This window comes from Desertibaculum subflavum, from assembly GCA_003576705.1.
GTDB classification, from domain to species: domain Bacteria; phylum Pseudomonadota; class Alphaproteobacteria; order Ferrovibrionales; family Ferrovibrionaceae; genus Desertibaculum; species Desertibaculum subflavum.
In genome coordinates, this window is record QOZS01000002.1 from 51,305 (window position 1) to 70,152 (window position 18,848).

Consider the following 18,848-nt stretch of genomic DNA (forward strand, 5'->3'; position numbering starts at 1 on the left):
GGATGGACTCGTTGCCGATCAACCTTATCGACCTTGCAGTCATTGCCATCCTGTTGATCTCCGGCTTTTTCGCCTTCGTCCGCGGTTTCGTGCGCGAAGTGCTGTCGGTGGCGGGCTGGGTCGGCGCCGGCATCATCACGCTCTACCTGTTCGACCCCGTCAGGCCGCATGTTCGTGGCCTGATCCCCTCGCCCCTGATCGCCGACATCGTGACCGGCGCCGGCATCTTCATCGTCGCGCTGGTGGTGCTGTCGATCCTCAGCCACTACGTCGCGGAGCGGGTGCGCGACAGCATGATCGGGCCGATTGACCGCTCCCTCGGCTTCGTGTTCGGCCTCGTCCGCGGCGCGGTGCTGTGCGCCGCGGCTTTCCTGCTGTTCTCCTGGCTGGTCGCCCGCGACGACCGGCCGCAGGTGATCGCCACCGCCCGCTCGCTGCCCCTGCTGGAGCAGGGCAGCAATCTCCTGCTCCGGATTCTGCCCGAAAGCGCCCGGCGCGAGACCGAGAAGGCCGTCGGCACCGGCAGCGCCCGGGTCAAGGATGCGGCCGAAGGCGCCGAAGCTCTGCGTCGGGCGGGGGAGGCCATTCGCCCACCGTCGGCTGACACGGCGGGGGAGAAGGGCTATAAGCCCGACGAACGCCGCGCCCTCGACAACCTGATTCGCGGCAGCCAATAGGTACCCGATGGACGGACGCGCCCCCGCCCGGCAGGCCCTGACGAGCAATCCTTTCGACGACGACAAGCTGCGCGAAGAATGCGGGTTGTTCGGCATTGTCGGGGTTGAGGAGGCCGCGGCCCACGTAGCCCTCGGGTTGCATGCCCTGCAGCATCGCGGCCAGGAAGGCGCCGGCATCGTCACTTACGACGGCGCGCGCTTCCACGGCCACCGCGTGCTCGGCCATGTCGGCAGCGGCTTCAGCCGGCCGGAGGTGATGGGCCAGCTCAAGGGCCGCAACGGCATGGGGCATGTGCGTTATGCCACGACGGGCGAGACGGTGCTGCGCAACGTGCAGCCGATTTTCGCCGAGCTGGATATCGGCGGATTCGCCATCGCCCATAACGGCAACCTGACCAATGCCCAGCTGCTGCGCCGCGAGCTGGTGAGCCGTGGCTGCATCTTCCAGTCCACCATGGACACCGAGGTGATCATCCACCTCGTCGCCACCAGCCCGTTCCGCACCTTGACCGAACGGCTGATCGACGCGCTGAAGCAGGTCCAGGGCGCCTACTCCCTCGTCATCCTGGCCAACGACATGATGATCGGCGTGCGCGATCCCTATGGCGTGCGGCCCCTGATTCTGGGCGAGCTCAAGGGCGCGCCGATCCTGACCTCGGAGACCTGCGCGCTCGATATCATCGGCGCCACCTATGTGCGCGATCTCGATCCCGGCGAGCTGGTCGTCGTGCGCGACGGCAAGGTGGAGAGCCACCGCCCGTTCCGCGTCACCCACAGCCGGTTCTGCATCTTCGAATACGTCTACTTCGCCCGGCCTGATTCCGACCTGGAAGGCCGCAGCGTCTACGAGGCACGCAAGCGCATCGGGGCCGAGCTTGCCCGCGAGAGCCATGTCGATGCCGACGTCGTGATCCCGGTGCCGGATTCCGGCGTGCCGGCGGCGATCGGCTATGCGGCGGAGAGCAAGATTCCCTTCGAGCTCGGCATCATCCGCAACCACTATGTCGGCCGCACCTTCATCGAGCCGACCGACCACATCCGCCATCTCGGCGTGAAGCTGAAGCACAACGCCAACCGGGCGATGATCGAGGGCAAGCGCATCATCCTGGTCGACGATTCGATCGTGCGCGGCACCACCTCGGTGAAGATCGTCAACATGATGCGCGAGGCCGGCGCGCGCGAAGTGCATATGCGCATCGCCTCGCCGCCGACCACGCATTCCTGCTTCTACGGCGTCGATACGCCGGAGCGCTCCAAGCTGCTCGCCGCGCAGCACGACGTCGCCGGCATGGCGGAGTTCATCGGCGTCGACAGCTTGGCCTTCGTCTCCATCGACGGCCTCTATCGCGCCATGGGCGAGCCGGGCCGCGAAAACAAGATGCCGCAATTCTGCGATGCCTGCTTCACCGGCGACTATCCGATCGAGCTGACCGACCAGCTCGGCGGCGAAGTGGCCCAGCTCTCGCTGCTCGCCGAGAGCGCCTGAACCCGCCCCCGTGATCCGGGACCTGATCTTCGGAACCTGGTGCTGTCTCCTCGCCGCGATCTTTTGCCAGGGCCCCGAGTTCATGCAGCAGTATCTGCAGCGCCTCGGCGGCCATCTGGACGAGGCCCGACTGATCGAGCGGCAGCTGCCGCAGAGGGCGGAACGCGTCGCTTCGCTGACCGCCGCTCACGATACCCTGGCGAAGGCCGATGCGCTGACCCGGCCCTTCGCCTTCTTTCGCCATCTGAAGACGGAGATCGCGTGGAACACCCTCGCCAGTTATCGGCCGGCCGTGCCGTTGACGCTGGAAGCCGTCGCCTACGCATTGGTGGGCGTATTGCTGGCCGTCCTGCTGGCGCGCCCCTTCCGGCGGCGGCGCGAGGCCTATGCCTGAGCTATCCGGGCCTGAACCGGGTGCAGCCGTGAGCAATCGCCTCGAAGGCAAGATCGCGGTCATCACCGGCGCCAGCCGCGGCATCGGCGCCGCGGTCGCCGTAAAGTTTGCCGCCGAAGGCGCGCATCCGATCCTGATTGCCCGCACGGTCGGCGGCCTGGAGGAGATCGACGACCAGATCCGCGCGACCGGCCATCCCGGCGCGACCCTGGTCCCGCTCGACCTGCTCAAGACCGCCGATATCGACGGCCTCGCCGCCCCGCTCTATCAGAAATATGGCCGCATCGATCTTCTGGTCGCCAACGCGGCCATGCTTGGCCGCATCACGCCGCTCGCCCACTATCCGCCGGACGAATGGGAACGCGTCTTCGCGCTCAACGTCCACGCCAACTGGCGGCTGATCCGGGCGCTGGATCCGCTGCTCAGGGCCGCCCCGGCCGGCCGCGCCATGTTCGTCACCTCGGGCATTACCCGGCACGACGCCGCCTATTGGGGCGCCTATGCCGCCAGCAAGGCAGCACTGGAAGCCATGGTGCGGATCTACGCCGCCGAGACGCGGCAGACCAATCTGCGCGTCAACCTGATCAATCCGGGCCCGACCCGCACCAAGATGCGCGCCGCCGCCTTTCCGGGCGAAGATCCAATGACATTGCCGCCGCCGGAAGCGGTCGCCGAGGCCTTCCTCGCGCTGGCGCTCGACCGGACCGGCATGCACGGCCAGTGGGTCGCGGCCGATGAGTGGCTGAAGGACCGCCCGGCAGCACACTGACGCGGCCGGCAACCTCGGCTAAGCTGTGCCGAGCGACACGGGAGGAAGCGCATCATGGCACGCAGCGCGGGCGTCGCGGCGAAGCGGCTGAAATGCAGCCCGGCGGAGTGGCAGGTCCGCGTCGACCTGGCCGCCTGCTACCGGCTGATCCACCGCTTCGGCTTCACCGACCTCGTTTACAACCATGCCACCGCCAAGGTGCCGGGGGAGGATCACCACTACCTGATCAATCCTTATGGCCATGCCTATGACGAGATTACCGCGTCGAACCTTGTGAAGATCGATCCTGAGGGGCGGATCGTCGACGACAGCCCCCATGAGATCAATCCGGCCGGCTTCGTCATCCACAGCGCCGTGCACGAGGCGCGCGCCGATGCCGTCTGCGTCATCCACACGCACAGCCGTGCCGTGGTCGCCGTGTCCTGCCTGAAGGATGGGCTGGTGCCGATGACTCAGGCCGGCTTCCAGTTCCACAACCGCATCGCCTATCACGACTATCAGGGCTTCGCCGTGGACGATGCCGAGAAGCGCGACCTGGTGCGCGATCTCGGCCCCCGCAAGGCGATGCTGCTGCGCAATCACGGCGTGCTGACCCTGGGACGCTCGGTCGCCGAGGCGTTCCGCCGGCTCTACTACATCGAGCAGGCCTGCCAGGTTCAGATGGACACCTTGCAGATGGGCCGGCCGATCACGCTGCCGGCAGCGGAGGTGATGGAGCACACCGCGCGGCAATGGGAGGACGGTGCCGCGGGCATCGGCACCGAGACCTTGCGCGAATGGCCGGCGCTGCTCCGCATGCTCGACCGTATCGATCCCTCCTATAAGAGCTGAGACGCGCCCATGACCGACATCAAGGTGATCGCCGAAGGCCTGCGCTTTCCGGAAGGGCCGGTGGTGGAGCGCGACGGCAGCATCCTGCTGGTCGAGATCGAGCGCCAGACCCTGAGCCGTGTGCGCCCCGACGGCCGCGTCGAGGTGGTGGCAAAGACCGGCGGCGGGCCGAACGGCCTCGCCATCGGCCCGGACGGTGCCGCCTATATCTGCAACAACGGCGGCTTCCGCTTCACCACCGAAGGCGGGCTCCGCCCGATCGCCCAGGCCGACGACTATTCCGGCGGCCGCATCGAGCGGGTGGATCTCAAGACCGGCAAGGTGGAGGCCCTCTACACTAAGGGCCCGAACGGGCCGCTGAAAGGCCCGAACGATATCGTGTTCGACGCACATGGCGGCCTCTGGTTCACCGATCTCGGCAAGGTGCGCTCCCGCGAGATGGACCGCGGCGGCGTCTACTACGCCAAGGCGGACGGTTCGCTGATCGAGGAGGCAATCTGGCCGCTGCTGACGCCGAATGGCATCGGCCTCTCACCCGACGGCAAGACGCTCTACGTGGCGGAGACCCAGGGCGGGCGGCTCTGGGCTTTCGATATCGTCGCGCCCGGCAGGATCTCGCGCCAGCCCTGGCCCTCGGCGACGGGCGGCCGCCTCGTCGTCGGCCTGCCCGGCTACCAGCTGTTCGACAGCATGGCCGTCGAGGCGAACGGCAATATCTGCGTCGCGACACTGTTCTCCGGCTGCGTGACCAGCGTCTCGCCGGACGGCAAGTCGGTCGAGCAGGTGCCGATGCCGGATCTCTACACCACCAATGTCTGCTTCGGCGGCGCCGACATGCAGACGGCCTATGTCACGCTGTCCACCACGGGCAAGCTCGTCTCGACCCGCTGGAAGCGGCCGGGCCTCAAGCTGAACTACCAGGACCTGGCTTAGCCGCTATCCGACCGGCAGGGGCCGCGCGGTGGCATAGACGCCATCCTGATAGACCAGCGGCGCCACTTCCGGATGCACGATCGCCCGCGTAACGCGCGCGATATAGATGCTGTGCGTGCCATAGGCCATCAGCATCTCGACATGGCCAAAGATATTGGCCTGCGCATCGGCGAGGTAGGGCACGCCGAAATCGCCCGCATCCCAGCGGCCATGCGCAAAGCGCGCCTCGCCTTCGAGCTTGCCGCTGAATACCTGGGAAAGCTCGGTATGCACCGCCTTCAGCAGATTGATGCAGATCTGCGAACCTACCTTGAGCGGCGCATGGATGCTGGCCGACTGGTTGACGCAGAACAGCAGCGAAGGCGGGTCGGCGCAGACCGAGGTGACGGCCGTCGCCGTCATGCCGTGCCGGATGCCGCCATCGCTGGTAGTGATGATGGTGACCGTCGCCGCCAAGCGCCGCATGGCGAGCCGGAAGGAGACCGCCAGCTCTTCTGTCGAAGCGTTCATTCTGTCATCAAAGGCCAAGGCGGCCGTGCCCGTCAATCGCCGCGCCGCTTGGCACGGGCGGTCGGCGGCGCAGCGAGAGGATCGTCCGGCCAATGGTGCTTGGGGTAACGGCCCTTCATCTCGCGCCTCACTTCCGCATAGGCGCCGCGCCAGAAGCCGGCAAGGTCACGCGTCACCTGCAGCGGCCGGTGCGCCGGCGACAAAAGATGCAGCAGGACTGGCACCCTTCCGCCGGCCACCGTCGGCGTCGCGCTGGCGCCGAACATCTCCTGCAGCCGGATCGCCAACACCGGCACTTCGCCGCCATAGTCGACCGGAATGTGCGAGCCGCTCGGCACGGTGAGATGGGTGGGCGCCGCCGTGTCGAGATGCTTGCGCGCCGCATAGCCGAGCTGCGCGTCGATCGCCGCCGCCAGGTCGATGCCGGCGAGATGCGACCGTCGGGTGACGCCAGCGAGGAAGGGCCCGAGCCAGGTCTCCAACGTCGCGGCCAGCGCGGCATCGCCGAGATCGGGCAGGTGCGTGGCCTCGCCCTCCACGCGCCGCAGAAAGGCGACCCGCGCGCGCAGGCGCTGCAGCTCGGGCGTCCATGGCAGCACGTCGAGGCCGGCCTGCCGGACGAAGCCGAGCACTGCCGCAGCCACCTCCTCCCCTGCCGCCGGCAATGGCTTCTGCGCGAGGACGAGCTGGCCGAACCGCCGTTCCATCCGCGCGATCACCGCTTCGGATTGGGCATCCCATGCGACGCGGCGCATTTCGGCGATGCCGCCCGCGTGCAGCTCCTCGATATCGTCCGCCGAGAGCGGTGCCGCCAGGAAGATACGCGCCTCGCGCCGATCGCCATCCGTCGCCGCGACCGCGAGCCAGCTTTCGCGCGACAGCGCGTCCTCGGCCGGCAGCACCGCCCCGCCCCCGCCGGCGAGGCGGAATCGGCCCGGCGCGCCGCGCGCCTGGGCGATGCGGTCGGGATAGGAAAGAGAGACCAATCGTCCCGCCACCGCCGCATCGCCACCTTTGTCGCGGATGCCGAGCCGGCGCGCGAGGTCGCGTGCGGTTTCCCTCACCCGAGCCGCGACGCCGCGATCCACCGAAGCGCGATCGCCGCGCAGCGCCAGCAGCCGATGCCGGAGATCGGCATCGCCCGAGCCGCGGGCGATGTCCCGCTCCTCCAGCAGGGCGGCGATCTGGCAGGCGATCCAGCCCTCCCCCCGCTCGCGCCCGCGCAGCAGCATATGGGCGAGCCTTGGGTGCAGCCCAAGTTCCAGCATGACGGTGCCGTGCGGCGTGATCTGCCCGGCCCGGTCGAGCGCGCCGAGCTCGCGCAGGAGCTCCCGTGCCACGGCGAGGGCCGGCGCCGGCGGCGGATCCAGCCAGGCAAGCGAGGCGGCCTCAGCCACGCCCCAGCGCGCCAGTTCCAGCGCCAAGGGCGCGAGATCCGCATTCAGGATCTCCGGCGTGTTGAAGGGCAGCAGGCCGCGGCTCTCCGCCTCCGGCCAGAGCCGGTAGCAGAGGCCGGGCGCCAGCCGGCCGGCTCGGCCGCGGCGCTGTTCCGCCGAGGCCAAGGTAACGCGCACGGTGTCGAGGCGACTCATGCCGCTCGCCGGGTCGTAGCGCGGCACGCGCGCGAGGCCGCTATCGACCACGATGCGTACGCCTTCGATGGTCAGGCTGGTCTCCGCGATGGCGCTGGACAGGATCACCCGCCGCTTTCCGTCAGGGCGATAGCCGATAGCGGCATCCTGTTCCGCGGCGGACAAGTCGCCATAGAGCGGGTAGAGTGCCACGTCGCGCGGCAGCCGCGCTTCCAGCAACCGCTGGGTCGCCCGAATCTCGCGCGCCCCGGGCAGGAAGACCAGAACATCGCCCTGTGCTTCGGCCACCGCACGCAGCACGGCATCGGCGACGGCACCTTCGATGCGCGGGCCCGGCAACCGGTCGAGATGGCGCACTTCCACCGGGTGGAGGCGCCCGTCGCTTCGCACGATCGGCGCCTCGCCGAGCAGGCCCGCCACCGCCTCCGCCGCCAAGGTGGCCGACATGACGGCCAGCCGCAGATCCTCGCGCAAGGCGCCGCGCGCCTCGAGCGTCAGGGCGAGCGCCAGGTCGCTGTCGACCGAGCGTTCGTGAAACTCGTCGAACAGGACGGCGCCGATCCCCGCCAAGTCCGGATCGGCCTGCAGCCGGCGCAGGAACAGGCCCTCGGTCACCACCTCGATTCGGGTGCGAGGCCCCACCTTGCTGTCGAGCCGGACGCGATAGCCGACCGTCTCGCCGACCGTCTCGCCGAGCAGAGCCGCCATGCGCCGCGCCGCCGCGCGGGCCGCGATCCGGCGAGGCTCCAGCACGACAACCTTGCGGCCGGCGAGCCAGGACTCGGCCAGCAGGGCAAGCGGCACCAGCGTGGTCTTGCCGGCGCCGGGCGGCGCGGTCAGCACTGCGACGCCGCGCGTCGCCAGTGCCCGCAACAGTTCAGGCAGCACGGCCTCAACCGGCAAACCGGTCCGCGGCCACGAATCTTGCGTCATGCGCCCCGAGTATCGGAGCCCGGGACGGCCGGCAACTCAGAGATAGACCGTGCCGCCGTCGACCATGATGGTCTGGCCGGTGACGAAGCGGCTTTCCTCGCTCGCCAGCCAGATCACGGTGCCGACCAGGTCGCCGGTTTCCAGATTGCGCTGCAGGGTCTGGCCGCTCGCAATCACCTGCTTGGCGCGTTCGAGCTTGTCGCCCATGAACTCGGTCGTCCCTTCGGTCAGCACGGCCGACGGCGCGATGGCGTTGACCCGGATCCAGTCGCGGCCGAGCTCGCGGGCAAGCCCGCGCGTCAGGCCGATCACCGCCCCCTTCGAGGTCGTGTAGTGCAGCGCAAAGGGCAGGCCGAACACCGCCGCCAGCGAGGAGATATTGACGATCGAGCCCTGTCCCCGCTTCTTCATCTCGGGCACCGCCGCCTTGCAGCAGTTCCAGATGCCTTTGACGTTGACCGCCATGGTGGAATCCCAGTCGGCTTCCGGAATCTGGTCGAACTTGCCGCCCTTCAGGTCGCCGTAGCGCGCCGCGTTGTTGATGAGGATGTCGACGGTGCCGAAGGCCTGCACCGCCTTGGCGACCACAGCGGCGCAGCTTTCCGCATTGGCGACATCGAGCTCGGCCGCGATCGCCTTGCCACCGGCCGCCTTCACCGCGGCGACCGTTTCCGCGCAATCGCGCAGATCGGCCGCCACCACCGCCGCACCCTCCTTGGCTAGCGCCTCGCAATAGGCGCGCCCCAGCCCGCGGGCACCGCCGGTGACGATCGCCACCTTATCCTTGAGACGCATGCACTCCTCCCTTGCCTGGTTGCCTCGATCCGCCGCGCCGGGAATGATCAAACCCGCGCCCGAAGTCGTCAATCGCCGAGAACCAGGATGCCAGATGCCGCCTATCGCCATATCCGCCTGGAACAGGAAGCCGGTGTGCATCGCCTCACCTTCCAGCGCCCGCAGGTCCGCAACGCACTGACCCATGAGATGATGGTCGAGATCGGCGATGCCGTCGCGAGAGTTGCCGCCGATGCCTCGGCACGCGTGCTGGTGCTGCGCGGCGCCGGCGGCCATTTCTGTGCCGGCGGCGATTTGAACGCCATGGCCGATCCGCCGCCGCCGGCGGCCTCCGGCGACGACCCGACCATGCGGGCCTATCGCCTGTTCGGCGACGTGATCGAGAGGTTGAACCGCCTGCCGCTCGCCGTCGTCGCCGTGGTCGAAGGCAGCTGCGTCGGCGGCGGCTTCGGGATGGCGGCGGCGTCGGACATCGTGCTGGCAGCCGAGAGCGCGCGCTTCGGCCTGCCGGAGCCCAGGCACGGCTTCATCCCGTCCCAGATCATCCCGGCGGTCCTGCGGCGGATCGGCCAAGGCGCGACACGCCGCATCGCCGTATCGGCGGAGGTCGTCAGCGCGGCGGAAGCCTGGCGCATCGGGCTCGCCGACCACCTGTCGCCCGATGCCGACATCGACGCTGCGCTCGGCCGCCTGCTCGACAACCTGCACCGCAACGCGCCGCGCGCCGTCGCCGCGGTCAAGGCGCTGGTCATCGCCGCGGCGGAACAGCCGGTGGAGCAGGCGCTCGATTTCGGCGCATGTTCGCTGATGGATCTGCTGCGGGGGCCGGAGGCGAAGGAAGGCATTGCCGCCTTCCTCGCCAAACGGCCACCCGACTGGGCGTCCTGAGCGCGCAGGCCCGTCAGCCCGGCGGCAGCGGCGTCAGTCGGCCCCAGGCCGAGGTGATCTCGCGGGTGTACAGGTACATGCGCCGGTCGGGAAACATTTCGCGCAGCGCCTCTTCCCAGCCCGGCCGGGCAAGCGCGTATACCACCGGCCCCTGGAGGTCGATGCCGTTCCGCGTCAGATCCTTCGGACCCATCGGATGCAGGACGCCCACCGGCGCGCTCAGCACCACGACGGCCTGGTCCAGCTTCGCGCTGTCGACCAGGTCGTAGACATGCATGCGCTCGGCGACGATCCGGCTGACGCCGTAACCGATCGGTGCGAATGCGGACAGCGCCACGAGGACATGCGCGACGAACAGCGCAACGCCGAACCGGCTCTCCCGCTCCGACCACCGCTCGCCCAGCCAATCGGCGATCGCCGTGCTGCAGGTCAATACCATCATCGGAAAGGCGGCGAAGTAATAGCGCGGCCCGTACTGGTTGCCGCCGAAGCCGGGGGCCAGCAGATAACCGGCGACGAAGACGGGGAATACCCAATCCGACGGCTGCAGCTTGCCGCGCCGCCAAAGATGCGCCCATGACGATACGAACAGGACCAGGAAGGGAAGCGAGGTCCATTCGCCGAGCAGGACCACGCGGCTGACGGCATGATGCGCCGTCTCGATCCAGGTGAAGTCGCGGCCGGCCTCGTCGGTCGGGTTGAAGCCCAGCCGATAGCTCGGATAGCCCCAGTTGGTGACCGGGAACAGCGGATCGCCGGTGATCGACCAGTTGTAGAAAAATGTCGCCACCAGGAACGGCGCGCCGGCGGCCGCCACGAACAGCACATATTTGAGATGCGCCACCTTCAGCTGCAGCAATGTCGCAATTGCGAGCGGCAGGGCAAACAGCACCGCATCGTAGGGGCGGATCAGGCCCACGACGCCAAGCGCGAGCCCCATCACCAGGGCCGGCCGCACCGCGGGTGCCTGGCGATAGCGTTCGGCCTGCCAGCAGAAGATCATCCCGAAAGTGGCACAGGCGAGGTGCGGGAAGTACGAGGCCGAGGTGAAGATGAAGAACGCGCTGAGGCCGAGCAGAACGACCGCCGCCGTGCCGGCGGCCTGTCCGGCGCGCTGCTTCGCCACGGCCCACGCGGCCCAGAGGCAGCCGACGGCGAGCAGAGGATTGATGATCCAGTACGGCAGCCCGATGGTCCCGCCCAGGGCGAGGATTGCGCCCCAGCCCGGCGCATACTGGCTCACCCACTTCCCGTCCTTCATGAAGATGTGGGAAAAGGCGAACAAGTCCTGGTGCTCGGGGACCGGCACCCAGAGGTGGCCGTGGCGGAATGTCTCCGCCTGGAAGATGTAATTGTATTCGTCGCCGGAGTTCGGGAAAGCGCGGAGCAGCCAGACGGCGGTCAGCACGAGCACCAGCGATACGCCGATCTGCCAATTGCGCCAGCCGGGCCGCACCAGCCAGGCACGCGCAATCTCGGCGATTCCGGCAAGCGACGAACCGCGCCGCGCCATCAGCGCGCAGAGCGGAAAGGTGAGCGCGAAGACCGCAAGGAAGTAGACGGCGCGGGACAGGCTGCGCACGGGGTCGACTTCACCGACCATCGGCGTGAGATAGGCGATCGAGCCGTAGATCGCATGCGCCGCCTGGACAACGGCGAAATAGCCGGCGAGCAGCGCCAGCGGCCAGAACAGCGCCGTGAGTGCCGGGCTGCCGGCACCTCGGTCGCTGTCGGTCCGCCCCAGATCGAATGGCGATCCCGTCATGGCCTCCTCGCGCGGCTGTATTGCGATCCAGTGCGGCCGAGAGTCCGGGGCCGCTGTCGCCGCGCATTGGGGCATCGAAGGGTAAATGTGGCGCTAACGCCGCGTAATCGATCGCTGGTCGGGATCGGCACCTTGCTCTGGTACAGTGACGCGAAAGGTGAAGAAGCCGCTGGTGAACCGCATGTCCCGACCGCTCGACGGTATTCGCGTCATCGACCTGACCATGATGATCGCCGGCCCCTATTGCGGCCGGCTGCTCGCCGATCTGGGTGCCGAGGTGGTCAAGATCGAGCCGCCGGAAGGCGATTTCACCCGCCTCCTGGCGCCGGTGCGCGACGGCTGCTCGACCTATTTCGGCCATCTCAATGCCGGCAAGAAGAGCCTGGTGCTCGATCTCAAGTCGCCGGCGGGACGGGAGGCGGCGCAGGCCCTGGTCGCCAAGGCCGACGTGCTGCTGGAGAATTTCCGCCCCGGCGTGGTCGACCGGCTGGGCCTCGGCTGGGCCACCACGTCGAAACTCAATCCGCGCCTGGTGCAGTGCTCGATCTCGGGCTACGGCCAGAGCGGCCCGGCGCGCGACCGGCCCGCCTATGCGCCGATCGTGCATGCTTCCAGCGGCTACGACCTCGCGGTCATGGCGCTGCAGCCGGACCAGAAGGAGCCGCAGAGCACGGCCGTGATGGTGGCCGACATCCTGTCCGGCACCTTCGCTTTCGGTGCGATCCAGGCGGCGCTGCTGGAGCGCACCCGCACCGGCAAGGGGCGCCTTGTCGACGTGCCGCTGATCGATGCGATGCTGCAGCTTCCGCTGATCGAGTTCCAGCGGGCCCAGTTCGGCGAGGACGACAGCCGCGTCGCCTATCGGCCGGTGCGCTCGGCCGACGGATTCGTCGTCATCGCGCCGATCACCCAGAAGAATTTCGAGGCCATGGCCGATGCGGCCGGCCGGCCGGACTGGAAAGAGCGACGGGAGTTCGCCGATCCGGTCGAGCGCCGGCGCAACTACACCAAGCTGATGCGGGAGCTCGAGGAATGGACCTCGAAGCGACCCGGCGCGGAGATCGAGCGGCTGATGATGGCGACCGGCACGCCCTGCGCCCGCCATCGCACCGTCGCCGAGGTGATGGACGACCGCGAGATCGTGCCGGCCGAACGCATCGCAACCGTGCACGACAAGGCGGGCGCGTTCCGGGTGCCGGAGCCGCCGTTCCGCGCCGACCCGCCGATGGCTTCGGTCGGCGCCACCGCCGACAGCCTGGGCCAGCACACCGACGAGGTTCTCGAAGGCTGGACCGGATTCGATGCCGCCCGCCGGGCCGAGCTGCGAGGCCGTGGCGCCTTCGGTCGCGCCTGACCTTCACCGATCTGACTCGCTTCCGTCACCCCAACGTCATGCGGCCAGCCTAACCGTCGCCGATCTTACGCAGCGAATCGGTAACGGCCGGCAATGGTGGTGAAGGCGCGGCTTTCGATCAGCGACAGGTTCGACCAGCGGCTGTTCGATGCAATCTATTCCCGCTCCCTGGTCTACAACGCCTGCTGGGAAGACCCGGCGGTCGACCGCCAGGCACTGAATTTCCAGCCGGACGACCGGGTGCTGGTGATCACCAGCGCCGGCTGCAATGCGCTCGACTATGCGCTTGCCGGCCCGGCCCGCATCCACGCCGTCGACGCCAATCCGCGCCAGACCGCCCTGATCGAGCTGAAGATCGCGGGCATCCGCCAGCTCGCATTCGACGATTTCTTCGCGCTGTTCGGCACCGGCCGCCATCCCGGCTTCGCCTATCTCTACCGCGACCGTCTGCGCGGCGAGCTCACGCCCTTCGCGCGTGCCTATTGGGACCGGCATGGCGCCTGGTTCGCCGAACGCGGCCGCCATGGTGGCCTCTACTACCGCGGCCTGTCGGGCCGGGTCGCGCGCGGCTTCGGCGCCTATGTCGCGCTCAGGCCCAAGCTGCGCGACGGCATCGAGGCGCTGCTCGAATGCCGCGACCTGGCGCAGCAGCGCGCCGTCTACGAGGCGAGCGTGGCGCCGCAGCTCTGGACCCGCCCGGTCGACTGGGCGCTGTCGCGCCAGCTCACCATGAGCCTGCTCGGCGTGCCGCATCCCCAGCGCAAGGAGGTGCAGCGCCAGCACGAGGGCGGCGTCGCCGGCTTCGTGCGCGAGGCGATCGGCTATGTCGCAAGCTGGCTGCCGATCTGGACCAACTACTTCTGGACCCTCTATCTGCGCGGCCACTACACGGCGGCGAACTGCCCGGAATATCTGCGCCCGACCAATTTCGCGGCGCTGAAGGCGGGCCTGGTCGACCGCATCAGCCTGCACACCACGACGGTGACCCGCTTCCTGCAGTCGACCGACGAGCGCATCACGAAGTTCGTGCTGCTCGATCACATGGATTGGATGTCGACCTACCGGCCGCAGGCGCTGGTCGAGGAATGGGAAGCCATCCTTGCCCGTGCGGGTGCCGGCGCCCGCGCCATCTTCCGCAGCGCCCATGCCGAGCCGGCCTATCTGCGGTCGATCCGGGTGCGCGAGGGCGGCCACGCCATACCGCTGATGGATCGGATCCGCTTCCATTCCGATCTCGCCGACCGGCTGCAGCGCCACGATCGCGTGCACACCTATGCCGGCTTCCACATCGCGGACCTGCCGGCATGAAGGCCGCCGCGATCGCCGGCGATCTGCGGGTGCTCGGCCAACTGCTGCGGGGCGCGGCGCGCACCGGCAGCGAAGCCGAACGGATGGCGCATTTCTACGCCGGCCAGGCCGGCGACTACGACCGCTTCCGCGAGCGCCTGCTGCACGGACGCGCCGAACTGGTGCGCCATCTCGCGCCACCGGCCGGCAGCCGGGTGGTCGAGCTCGGCGCCGGCACCGGCCGCAACCTGGACTTTTTCGGCGACCGGCTCGGCAGGTTGCGCAGCGTCACGCTGGTCGACCTGTGCCCCCCATTGCTGGCCGTGGCGCGCGAGCGAGCGGCCGGCCGTCCCAACGTGCAGGTGGTCGAAGCGGATGCCACGCGCTTCCGGCCCGAATTGCCGGCCGACTGCGTCTATTTCGCTTATGCGCTCAGCATGATCGGCGATTGGCGGGCCGCCATCGACAACGCCCATGCGATGCTGCGCCCCGGTGGCATGGTCGGCAGCGTCGACTTCTTCGTCTCCAGCCCGGCGCCGGGCGGCAACCGCGCGCGCCATGGCTGGCCGACCCGCGCCTTCTGGCCGCGCTGGTTCGCCCATGACGGCGTGCAGCTCTCGCCGGCACCGCTCGACTACCTGCTGTCGCGCTTCGAGATCGTGCGCTTGCGCGAGCGGCGCGGGCGCGTGCCCTACCTGCCGGGCCTGACCGTCCCCTACTACGTCTTCGCCGGCCGCAAGCGCGGCTGAGCGGCCACGGCCCTCCGTTGTCGGTCGGCGCAGTCACGTGTATATGCAGCTAATGAACGACACACGGCCGGGGGCCGTCCAGGCCGGTGCCAATGCGCGCACGCGTCTTCTCCTCGAAGGGCCGATCGTCCCCACTATCATCCGCCTCGCCGCGCCCACCGCAGCGGTCACGCTGGTCAATGCCGGCGTGACGCTCGCCGAGACGGCGTTCATCGGGCGCCTCGGCACCGAGCCGCTGGCCGGCTACGCGCTGGTCTTCCCCCTGATGATGCTGATGCAGATGATGTCGACCGGCGGCATCGGCGGCGGCGTCGCGGCGGCGGTGGCGCGGGCACTCGGCGGCGGCGATGCGGTGCGGGCGCGCGCCGTCGCCTGGCATGCGATCGCCATCGCGATCGCTGCCGGCATTCTGTTCACGCTGCTGGTCATCGGCCTCGGGCCGGTGCTCTACCGGGCGCTGGGCGGCGACGGGCCGGCCATCGGCTTCGCCCTGCTCTATTCCAACATCCTGTTCGCTGGCGCGGTGCTGACCTGGCTCGGCAACACCTTTGGCGTGATCCTGCGCGGCTCGGGCGACACGCGGACGCCGGGCCTTGCCATGCTGGCGGGATCGCTGCTCCAGCTCGGCCTCGGCTTCGTCCTGATCCTGCACACGCCGCTCGGCCTCGTCGGCGCGGCCATCGCCATTCTGACCGGCCAGGCCCTTGCGCTGGTTGCCATGGGCGCGGTGCTGGTGCGAGGCGGGGCCGGCTTCCGTCTCGGCGCGCCGATGCGGCTGCATTGGGCGCCGGCGCGCGACATTCTCGCGGTCGGCGGCGTGGCTGCCGTGATGACCGTGCTGGCCAACCTGACGACCGTGCTGGTCACCGCCCTGGTGGCCCCGTTCGGCACGGCGGCAATCGCCGGCTACGGCATCGGCGCCCGGCTGGAATTCCTGCAGATCCCGATCGCCTTCGGCGTCGGCGCGGCGCTCACCACCATGGTCGGCGTCGCCGTCGGCGCCGGCCGATGGGAGCGCGCCCGCCACGCCGCCTGGATCGGCGGCGCCATGGCCGCCGGTGTCTCAGGCCTGGTCGGCTTCACCCTGGCGCTGTGGCCGGCGCCGTTCATCGCCGTGTTCACGCGCGACCCGGCGGTCGCGCACGCGGCCACGCTCTACTTCCAATACGCCGCGCCCGCCTTCGTGTTCTTCGGCCTCGGCATGGCGCTCTATTTCGCCAGCCAGGGGGCCGGCCGGATGACCTGGCCCTTCGTCGCCGGGTTGTTCCGGCTCGGCCTCGGCGCCGGCGCCGGCCTGGTCGCGCTGACCCTGTTCGGCGCCGGGCTCGAGACCCTGTTCGGCCTCGTCGGTCTCGGGCTCTTCTGCTACGGCAGCATCATCGCCGGCTCGATCGCGCTCGGCTCCTGGCGGCCGCGCGGCGCCGGGATCGCCCCCGCCTAGTCAGTAGCCGAGCCAGCAGATCAGGCTGAGGCAGGGGCCGTCGCCTCCCCGGCCGGCCAGATAGACCAGCACATCCAGCACCGCGCATACCGCCAGTACCGGCACGGCAAAGCGGGTGGCGAAGAACCAGGCCGCCCACAGGGTCGGCCGCGGCCCCGGCGCGGCAATGCCGAGCACCGTCTCAGTTCTCAGTCGCGGCAGCAGCGACGCCAGGGGACGCATGGCTTAGGCTCGCGCACGAATCACGATTCGCCGGCCACTCTCGCCCGCCCCTTGTGCGCATGCAACGTCTCGTCGATCGACCGCAGCGCTGGGATGCCCTGGCCTGGAATGCCCTGGGCGCCGAGATGCCGTTCTTTCCACTCGAGCAGGCCTGGGCCTATGGCGAGGCGATGGCCGAGCTCGGCCAGAGCGTCAGCCGCATACGGGTCTCGGCCGGCGGCGGCACCGCGTCCGCGCAGCTCTTCGCCCGCCGCGTCTTCGGCCTGTGGAACGTGGTGCAGAGCGTGCGCGGCCCCGCCTTTGCCGGCGACAGCGCCGCGATCCCGGAGCTGCTGCGCGAGCTGCTGACGGCATGCCCCAGGGGCTTCCCGCGCGTTCGCCTCCTGATGCCGGAGCTCGGCGCCGACATGCACCGTGCCGTAACGGCGGCCGGCCTGCGCCGCGTGCTGACCGGCTATCACACCCAGCTGCTGGATCTGCGCCAGGGCACCGCAGCCCTCCGCGCCGGCATGGAAGGCCGTTGGCGCAACCGGCTGGTGGCTGCCGAGAGCGAGAAGCTTCGCCTCGACATCGCCAAGGGGGGCCGCCTTCTCGACTGGCTGGTCGAGCGCAATACCGTGCTCGGCCGGCAGCGCGGCATCGCCTTGCCCAAGCCGGGCCTGGTGCGCGCGCTGGTCCAGGCCGCCGGGCCGCCGCAAACCCTGATCGTCGCCGTGCTGGCAAAGAACCAGCCGCTCTGCGCCGGCCTGTTCCTGCGCCACGGGCCGGATGCGACCTACTATGTCAGCCACACGACCGAGGCGGGCCGGCAGCTCTCCGCCACCAACCTGATGCTGTGGACGGCAATCGCGCGCCTCGCCGATGCCGGCGTGCGCCAGCTCGATCTCGGCGGCATCGACACGCGCGCGGCGCCCGGCCTCGCCCGCTTCAAGCTCGGGCTCGGCGGGCGCACGCTGTCGCTCACCGGCACCTATGCCCGGTGAAGCTCAATCCTCCATCTTGAAGGACAGCTTCAGCTTGGCGCGATAGGCGCTGATCTTGCCCTTCTCGATGACGATGTCCTGCTGCACCACCTCGGCGACGCGCAGGTCACGCAGCGAGGAGCTCGCGCGTTTCACGGCAGCCGAAGCGGCCGCCTCCCAGGACGTGGGGCTCGATCCCACCACCTCGACGATCTTGTAGACGCTCTCGGGCATCAAAGCCTCCTCTCGCAGGGTTGCGTCGGGAGCGGCCGAGCGGGCTCGGGCGCCGGTTCGTAACGCAGTGCAAGCATGAGCGTGGCCCGGCAGGCGCATGACCAAAACTATCGCCTGCCGGCCGCCAATATAGCACGATGGCGGGCGCTGACGATGCGAGGCGGGACGATGAACGATACGGCGAGCCGGGCCGACCTGGCCGGATTGCAGGCGGCATTGAGGGCGCGCTATGGGGCCGACCTGCTGCCGCCAGAAGGGCCGTGGAATCCCACCGTCGCCAGCCTGCTCGATCACCGCTCGGTGCGCGGCTACCGCCCGACGCCGGTGCCCGAGGGAACGCTCGAAACATTGGTCGCCGCCGCGCAATCCGCCCCCACCAGCTCGAACCTGCAGACCTGGTCGGTGGTGGAAGTCTCCGACCCGGCGCACCGCCGCGAGCTCGCCGCCATCGCCGGCAACCAGAAGCATGTCGAGACTTGCCCGCTTTTCCTGGTCTGGCTCGCCGACCTCTCGCGCCTGGAGCGGCTCGGCCAGGAGAGCAAGGTCGAGCTGGCCGGCCTTGATTACCTGGAGGTCTTCACCGTCGCGGTGGTGGACGCGGCGATGGCGGCCCAGAACGCGGTGGTCGCCGCCGAATCCCTCGGCCTTGCCACCGTCTATATCGGCGCGCTCAGGAACGACGTGGAGCGCGTGGCCAGGCTGCTCGACCTGCCGCCGCGCGCCTTCGCCGTGTTCGGTCTGTGTGTCGGCTATGCGGAGGCCGCGGCGGCCGGCGAGGTAAAGCCGCGCCTGCCGCAGAGCATGGTCCTGCATCGCGGCCGATATCGAACCGAGGGCGAGGCAGAGGACCGCACGGCATACGACCGCCGGCTCTCCGCTTTCTCCGCCCGTCAGGAAATGAGCGACGACGATTGGACTGGCCGGGTGATCGCCCGCATCGGCACGATCCCGGCGCTGCGCGGCCGTGACCGGCTGAAAGCCGCGCTGGCCGCGCTCGGCTTCCCGTTGAAATAGCTGTTCTTGTGG

At 69.3% G+C, this 18,848-nt stretch carries 19 protein-coding genes; 13 read left to right on the forward strand and 6 right to left on the reverse strand.

Translation table 11 applies throughout. The features are described 5' to 3' along the window. Positions 1-2 precede the first annotated feature (2 nt). From DT074_RS01505 to DT074_RS01530, 6 genes are read left to right on the forward strand one after another with little or no spacing between them, the layout of a single operon-like run. Complete coding sequence (locus DT074_RS01505; protein WP_119418031.1) at positions 3-677, forward strand: CvpA family protein; 675 nt, start codon at positions 3-5, stop codon at positions 675-677. A gap of 7 nt (positions 678-684) precedes the next feature. After that, positions 685-2,163 (forward strand): amidophosphoribosyltransferase, encoded by a 1,479-nt coding sequence (gene purF / locus DT074_RS01510; protein ID WP_119418032.1) that lies wholly within the window; start codon positions 685-687, stop codon positions 2,161-2,163. A 10-nt stretch (positions 2,164-2,173) separates the two neighbouring features. Then, positions 2,174-2,557 (forward strand): DUF2937 family protein, encoded by a 384-nt coding sequence (locus DT074_RS01515; protein ID WP_119418033.1) that lies wholly within the window; start codon positions 2,174-2,176, stop codon positions 2,555-2,557. A gap of 28 nt (positions 2,558-2,585) precedes the next feature. Further along, positions 2,586-3,326 (forward strand): SDR family NAD(P)-dependent oxidoreductase, encoded by a 741-nt coding sequence (locus DT074_RS01520; protein ID WP_368744369.1) that lies wholly within the window; start codon positions 2,586-2,588, stop codon positions 3,324-3,326. Positions 3,327-3,380: 54 nt separating this feature from the next. Continuing rightward, positions 3,381-4,157 carry a class II aldolase/adducin family protein gene (locus DT074_RS01525; RefSeq protein ID WP_119418035.1) on the forward strand — a complete coding sequence of 259 codons (777 nt, stop codon included), beginning with the start codon at positions 3,381-3,383 and terminating at the stop codon, positions 4,155-4,157. Between the two features lie 9 nt (positions 4,158-4,166). Beyond that, positions 4,167-5,090, forward strand: a complete 924-nt coding sequence (locus DT074_RS01530; RefSeq protein WP_119418036.1) for an SMP-30/gluconolactonase/LRE family protein — start codon at positions 4,167-4,169, stop codon at positions 5,088-5,090. A gap of 3 nt (positions 5,091-5,093) precedes the next feature. Here the strand turns inward: DT074_RS01530 and DT074_RS01535 are convergent, their stop codons facing one another. Genes DT074_RS01535 through DT074_RS01545 form a run of 3 tightly spaced genes read right to left on the reverse strand, consistent with a single transcriptional unit; the run spans position 5,094 to position 8,920 of the window. Beyond that, a complete protein-coding gene (locus DT074_RS01535) occupies positions 5,094-5,600 on the reverse strand; it encodes a flavin reductase family protein (protein ID WP_368744370.1) in 507 nt (168 codons plus the stop codon). Positions 5,601-5,632: 32 nt separating this feature from the next. Then, positions 5,633-8,125 (reverse strand): ATP-dependent helicase HrpB, encoded by a 2,493-nt coding sequence (hrpB, locus tag DT074_RS01540; RefSeq protein WP_119418037.1) that lies wholly within the window; start codon positions 8,123-8,125, stop codon positions 5,633-5,635. A 36-nt stretch (positions 8,126-8,161) separates the two neighbouring features. Next, a complete protein-coding gene (locus DT074_RS01545) occupies positions 8,162-8,920 on the reverse strand; it encodes an SDR family NAD(P)-dependent oxidoreductase (protein ID WP_119418038.1) in 759 nt (252 codons plus the stop codon). Between the two features lie 87 nt (positions 8,921-9,007). Here DT074_RS01545 and DT074_RS01550 point away from each other — a divergent pair, with 87 nt between their 5' ends. Continuing rightward, positions 9,008-9,808, forward strand: a complete 801-nt coding sequence (locus tag DT074_RS01550; protein WP_119418039.1) for an enoyl-CoA hydratase/isomerase family protein — start codon at positions 9,008-9,010, stop codon at positions 9,806-9,808. 13 nt (positions 9,809-9,821) lie between these two features. Here DT074_RS01550 and DT074_RS01555 read toward each other — a convergent pair whose 3' ends face one another. Then, positions 9,822-11,573: a DUF7846 domain-containing protein gene (locus DT074_RS01555; protein ID WP_119418040.1), complete on the reverse strand. Its 1,752-nt coding sequence runs from the start codon at positions 11,571-11,573 to the stop codon at positions 9,822-9,824. 157 nt (positions 11,574-11,730) lie between these two features. Here DT074_RS01555 and DT074_RS01560 point away from each other — a divergent pair, with 157 nt between their 5' ends. The 4 genes from DT074_RS01560 to DT074_RS01575 all read left to right on the forward strand — a co-directional run bounded on the left by DT074_RS01560 (position 11,731) and on the right by DT074_RS01575 (position 16,404). Next, the gene (locus DT074_RS01560) at positions 11,731-12,927 is read left to right on the forward strand and encodes a CaiB/BaiF CoA transferase family protein (RefSeq protein ID WP_119418041.1); all 1,197 of its coding nucleotides are present in this window, start codon (positions 11,731-11,733) and stop codon (positions 12,925-12,927) included. Positions 12,928-13,020: 93 nt separating this feature from the next. Then, on the forward strand, positions 13,021-14,235 hold the full coding sequence (locus tag DT074_RS01565; protein ID WP_119418042.1) for a BtaA family protein: 1,215 nt from the start codon (positions 13,021-13,023) through the stop codon (positions 14,233-14,235). Then, positions 14,232-14,963, forward strand: a complete 732-nt coding sequence (locus DT074_RS01570; RefSeq protein WP_119418043.1) for a class I SAM-dependent methyltransferase — start codon at positions 14,232-14,234, stop codon at positions 14,961-14,963. Before DT074_RS01565 ends, DT074_RS01570 begins: the two co-directional genes overlap by 4 nt. Positions 14,964-15,015: 52 nt before the next feature. Beyond that, positions 15,016-16,404: an MATE family efflux transporter gene (locus DT074_RS01575; RefSeq protein ID WP_162914548.1), complete on the forward strand. Its 1,389-nt coding sequence runs from the start codon at positions 15,016-15,018 to the stop codon at positions 16,402-16,404. On the opposite strand, the gene DT074_RS01580 is transcribed toward DT074_RS01575, so the two are convergent. Then, positions 16,405-16,626: a hypothetical protein gene (locus DT074_RS01580; RefSeq protein ID WP_119418045.1), complete on the reverse strand. Its 222-nt coding sequence runs from the start codon at positions 16,624-16,626 to the stop codon at positions 16,405-16,407. 59 nt (positions 16,627-16,685) lie between these two features. Between DT074_RS01580 and DT074_RS01585 the strand changes: the two genes are divergently transcribed. Next, entirely contained in the window at positions 16,686-17,609 is a 924-nt protein-coding gene (locus tag DT074_RS01585; RefSeq protein ID WP_119418046.1) for a GNAT family N-acetyltransferase, read from the forward strand. Positions 17,610-17,612: 3 nt separating this feature from the next. On the opposite strand, the gene DT074_RS01590 is transcribed toward DT074_RS01585, so the two are convergent. Beyond that, on the reverse strand, positions 17,613-17,822 hold the full coding sequence (locus DT074_RS01590; RefSeq protein ID WP_119418047.1) for a dodecin family protein: 210 nt from the start codon (positions 17,820-17,822) through the stop codon (positions 17,613-17,615). Between the two features lie 168 nt (positions 17,823-17,990). Here DT074_RS01590 and DT074_RS01595 point away from each other — a divergent pair, with 168 nt between their 5' ends. Further along, complete coding sequence (locus DT074_RS01595; protein ID WP_119418048.1) at positions 17,991-18,836, forward strand: NADPH-dependent oxidoreductase; 846 nt, start codon at positions 17,991-17,993, stop codon at positions 18,834-18,836. Positions 18,837-18,848 lie beyond the last annotated feature (12 nt).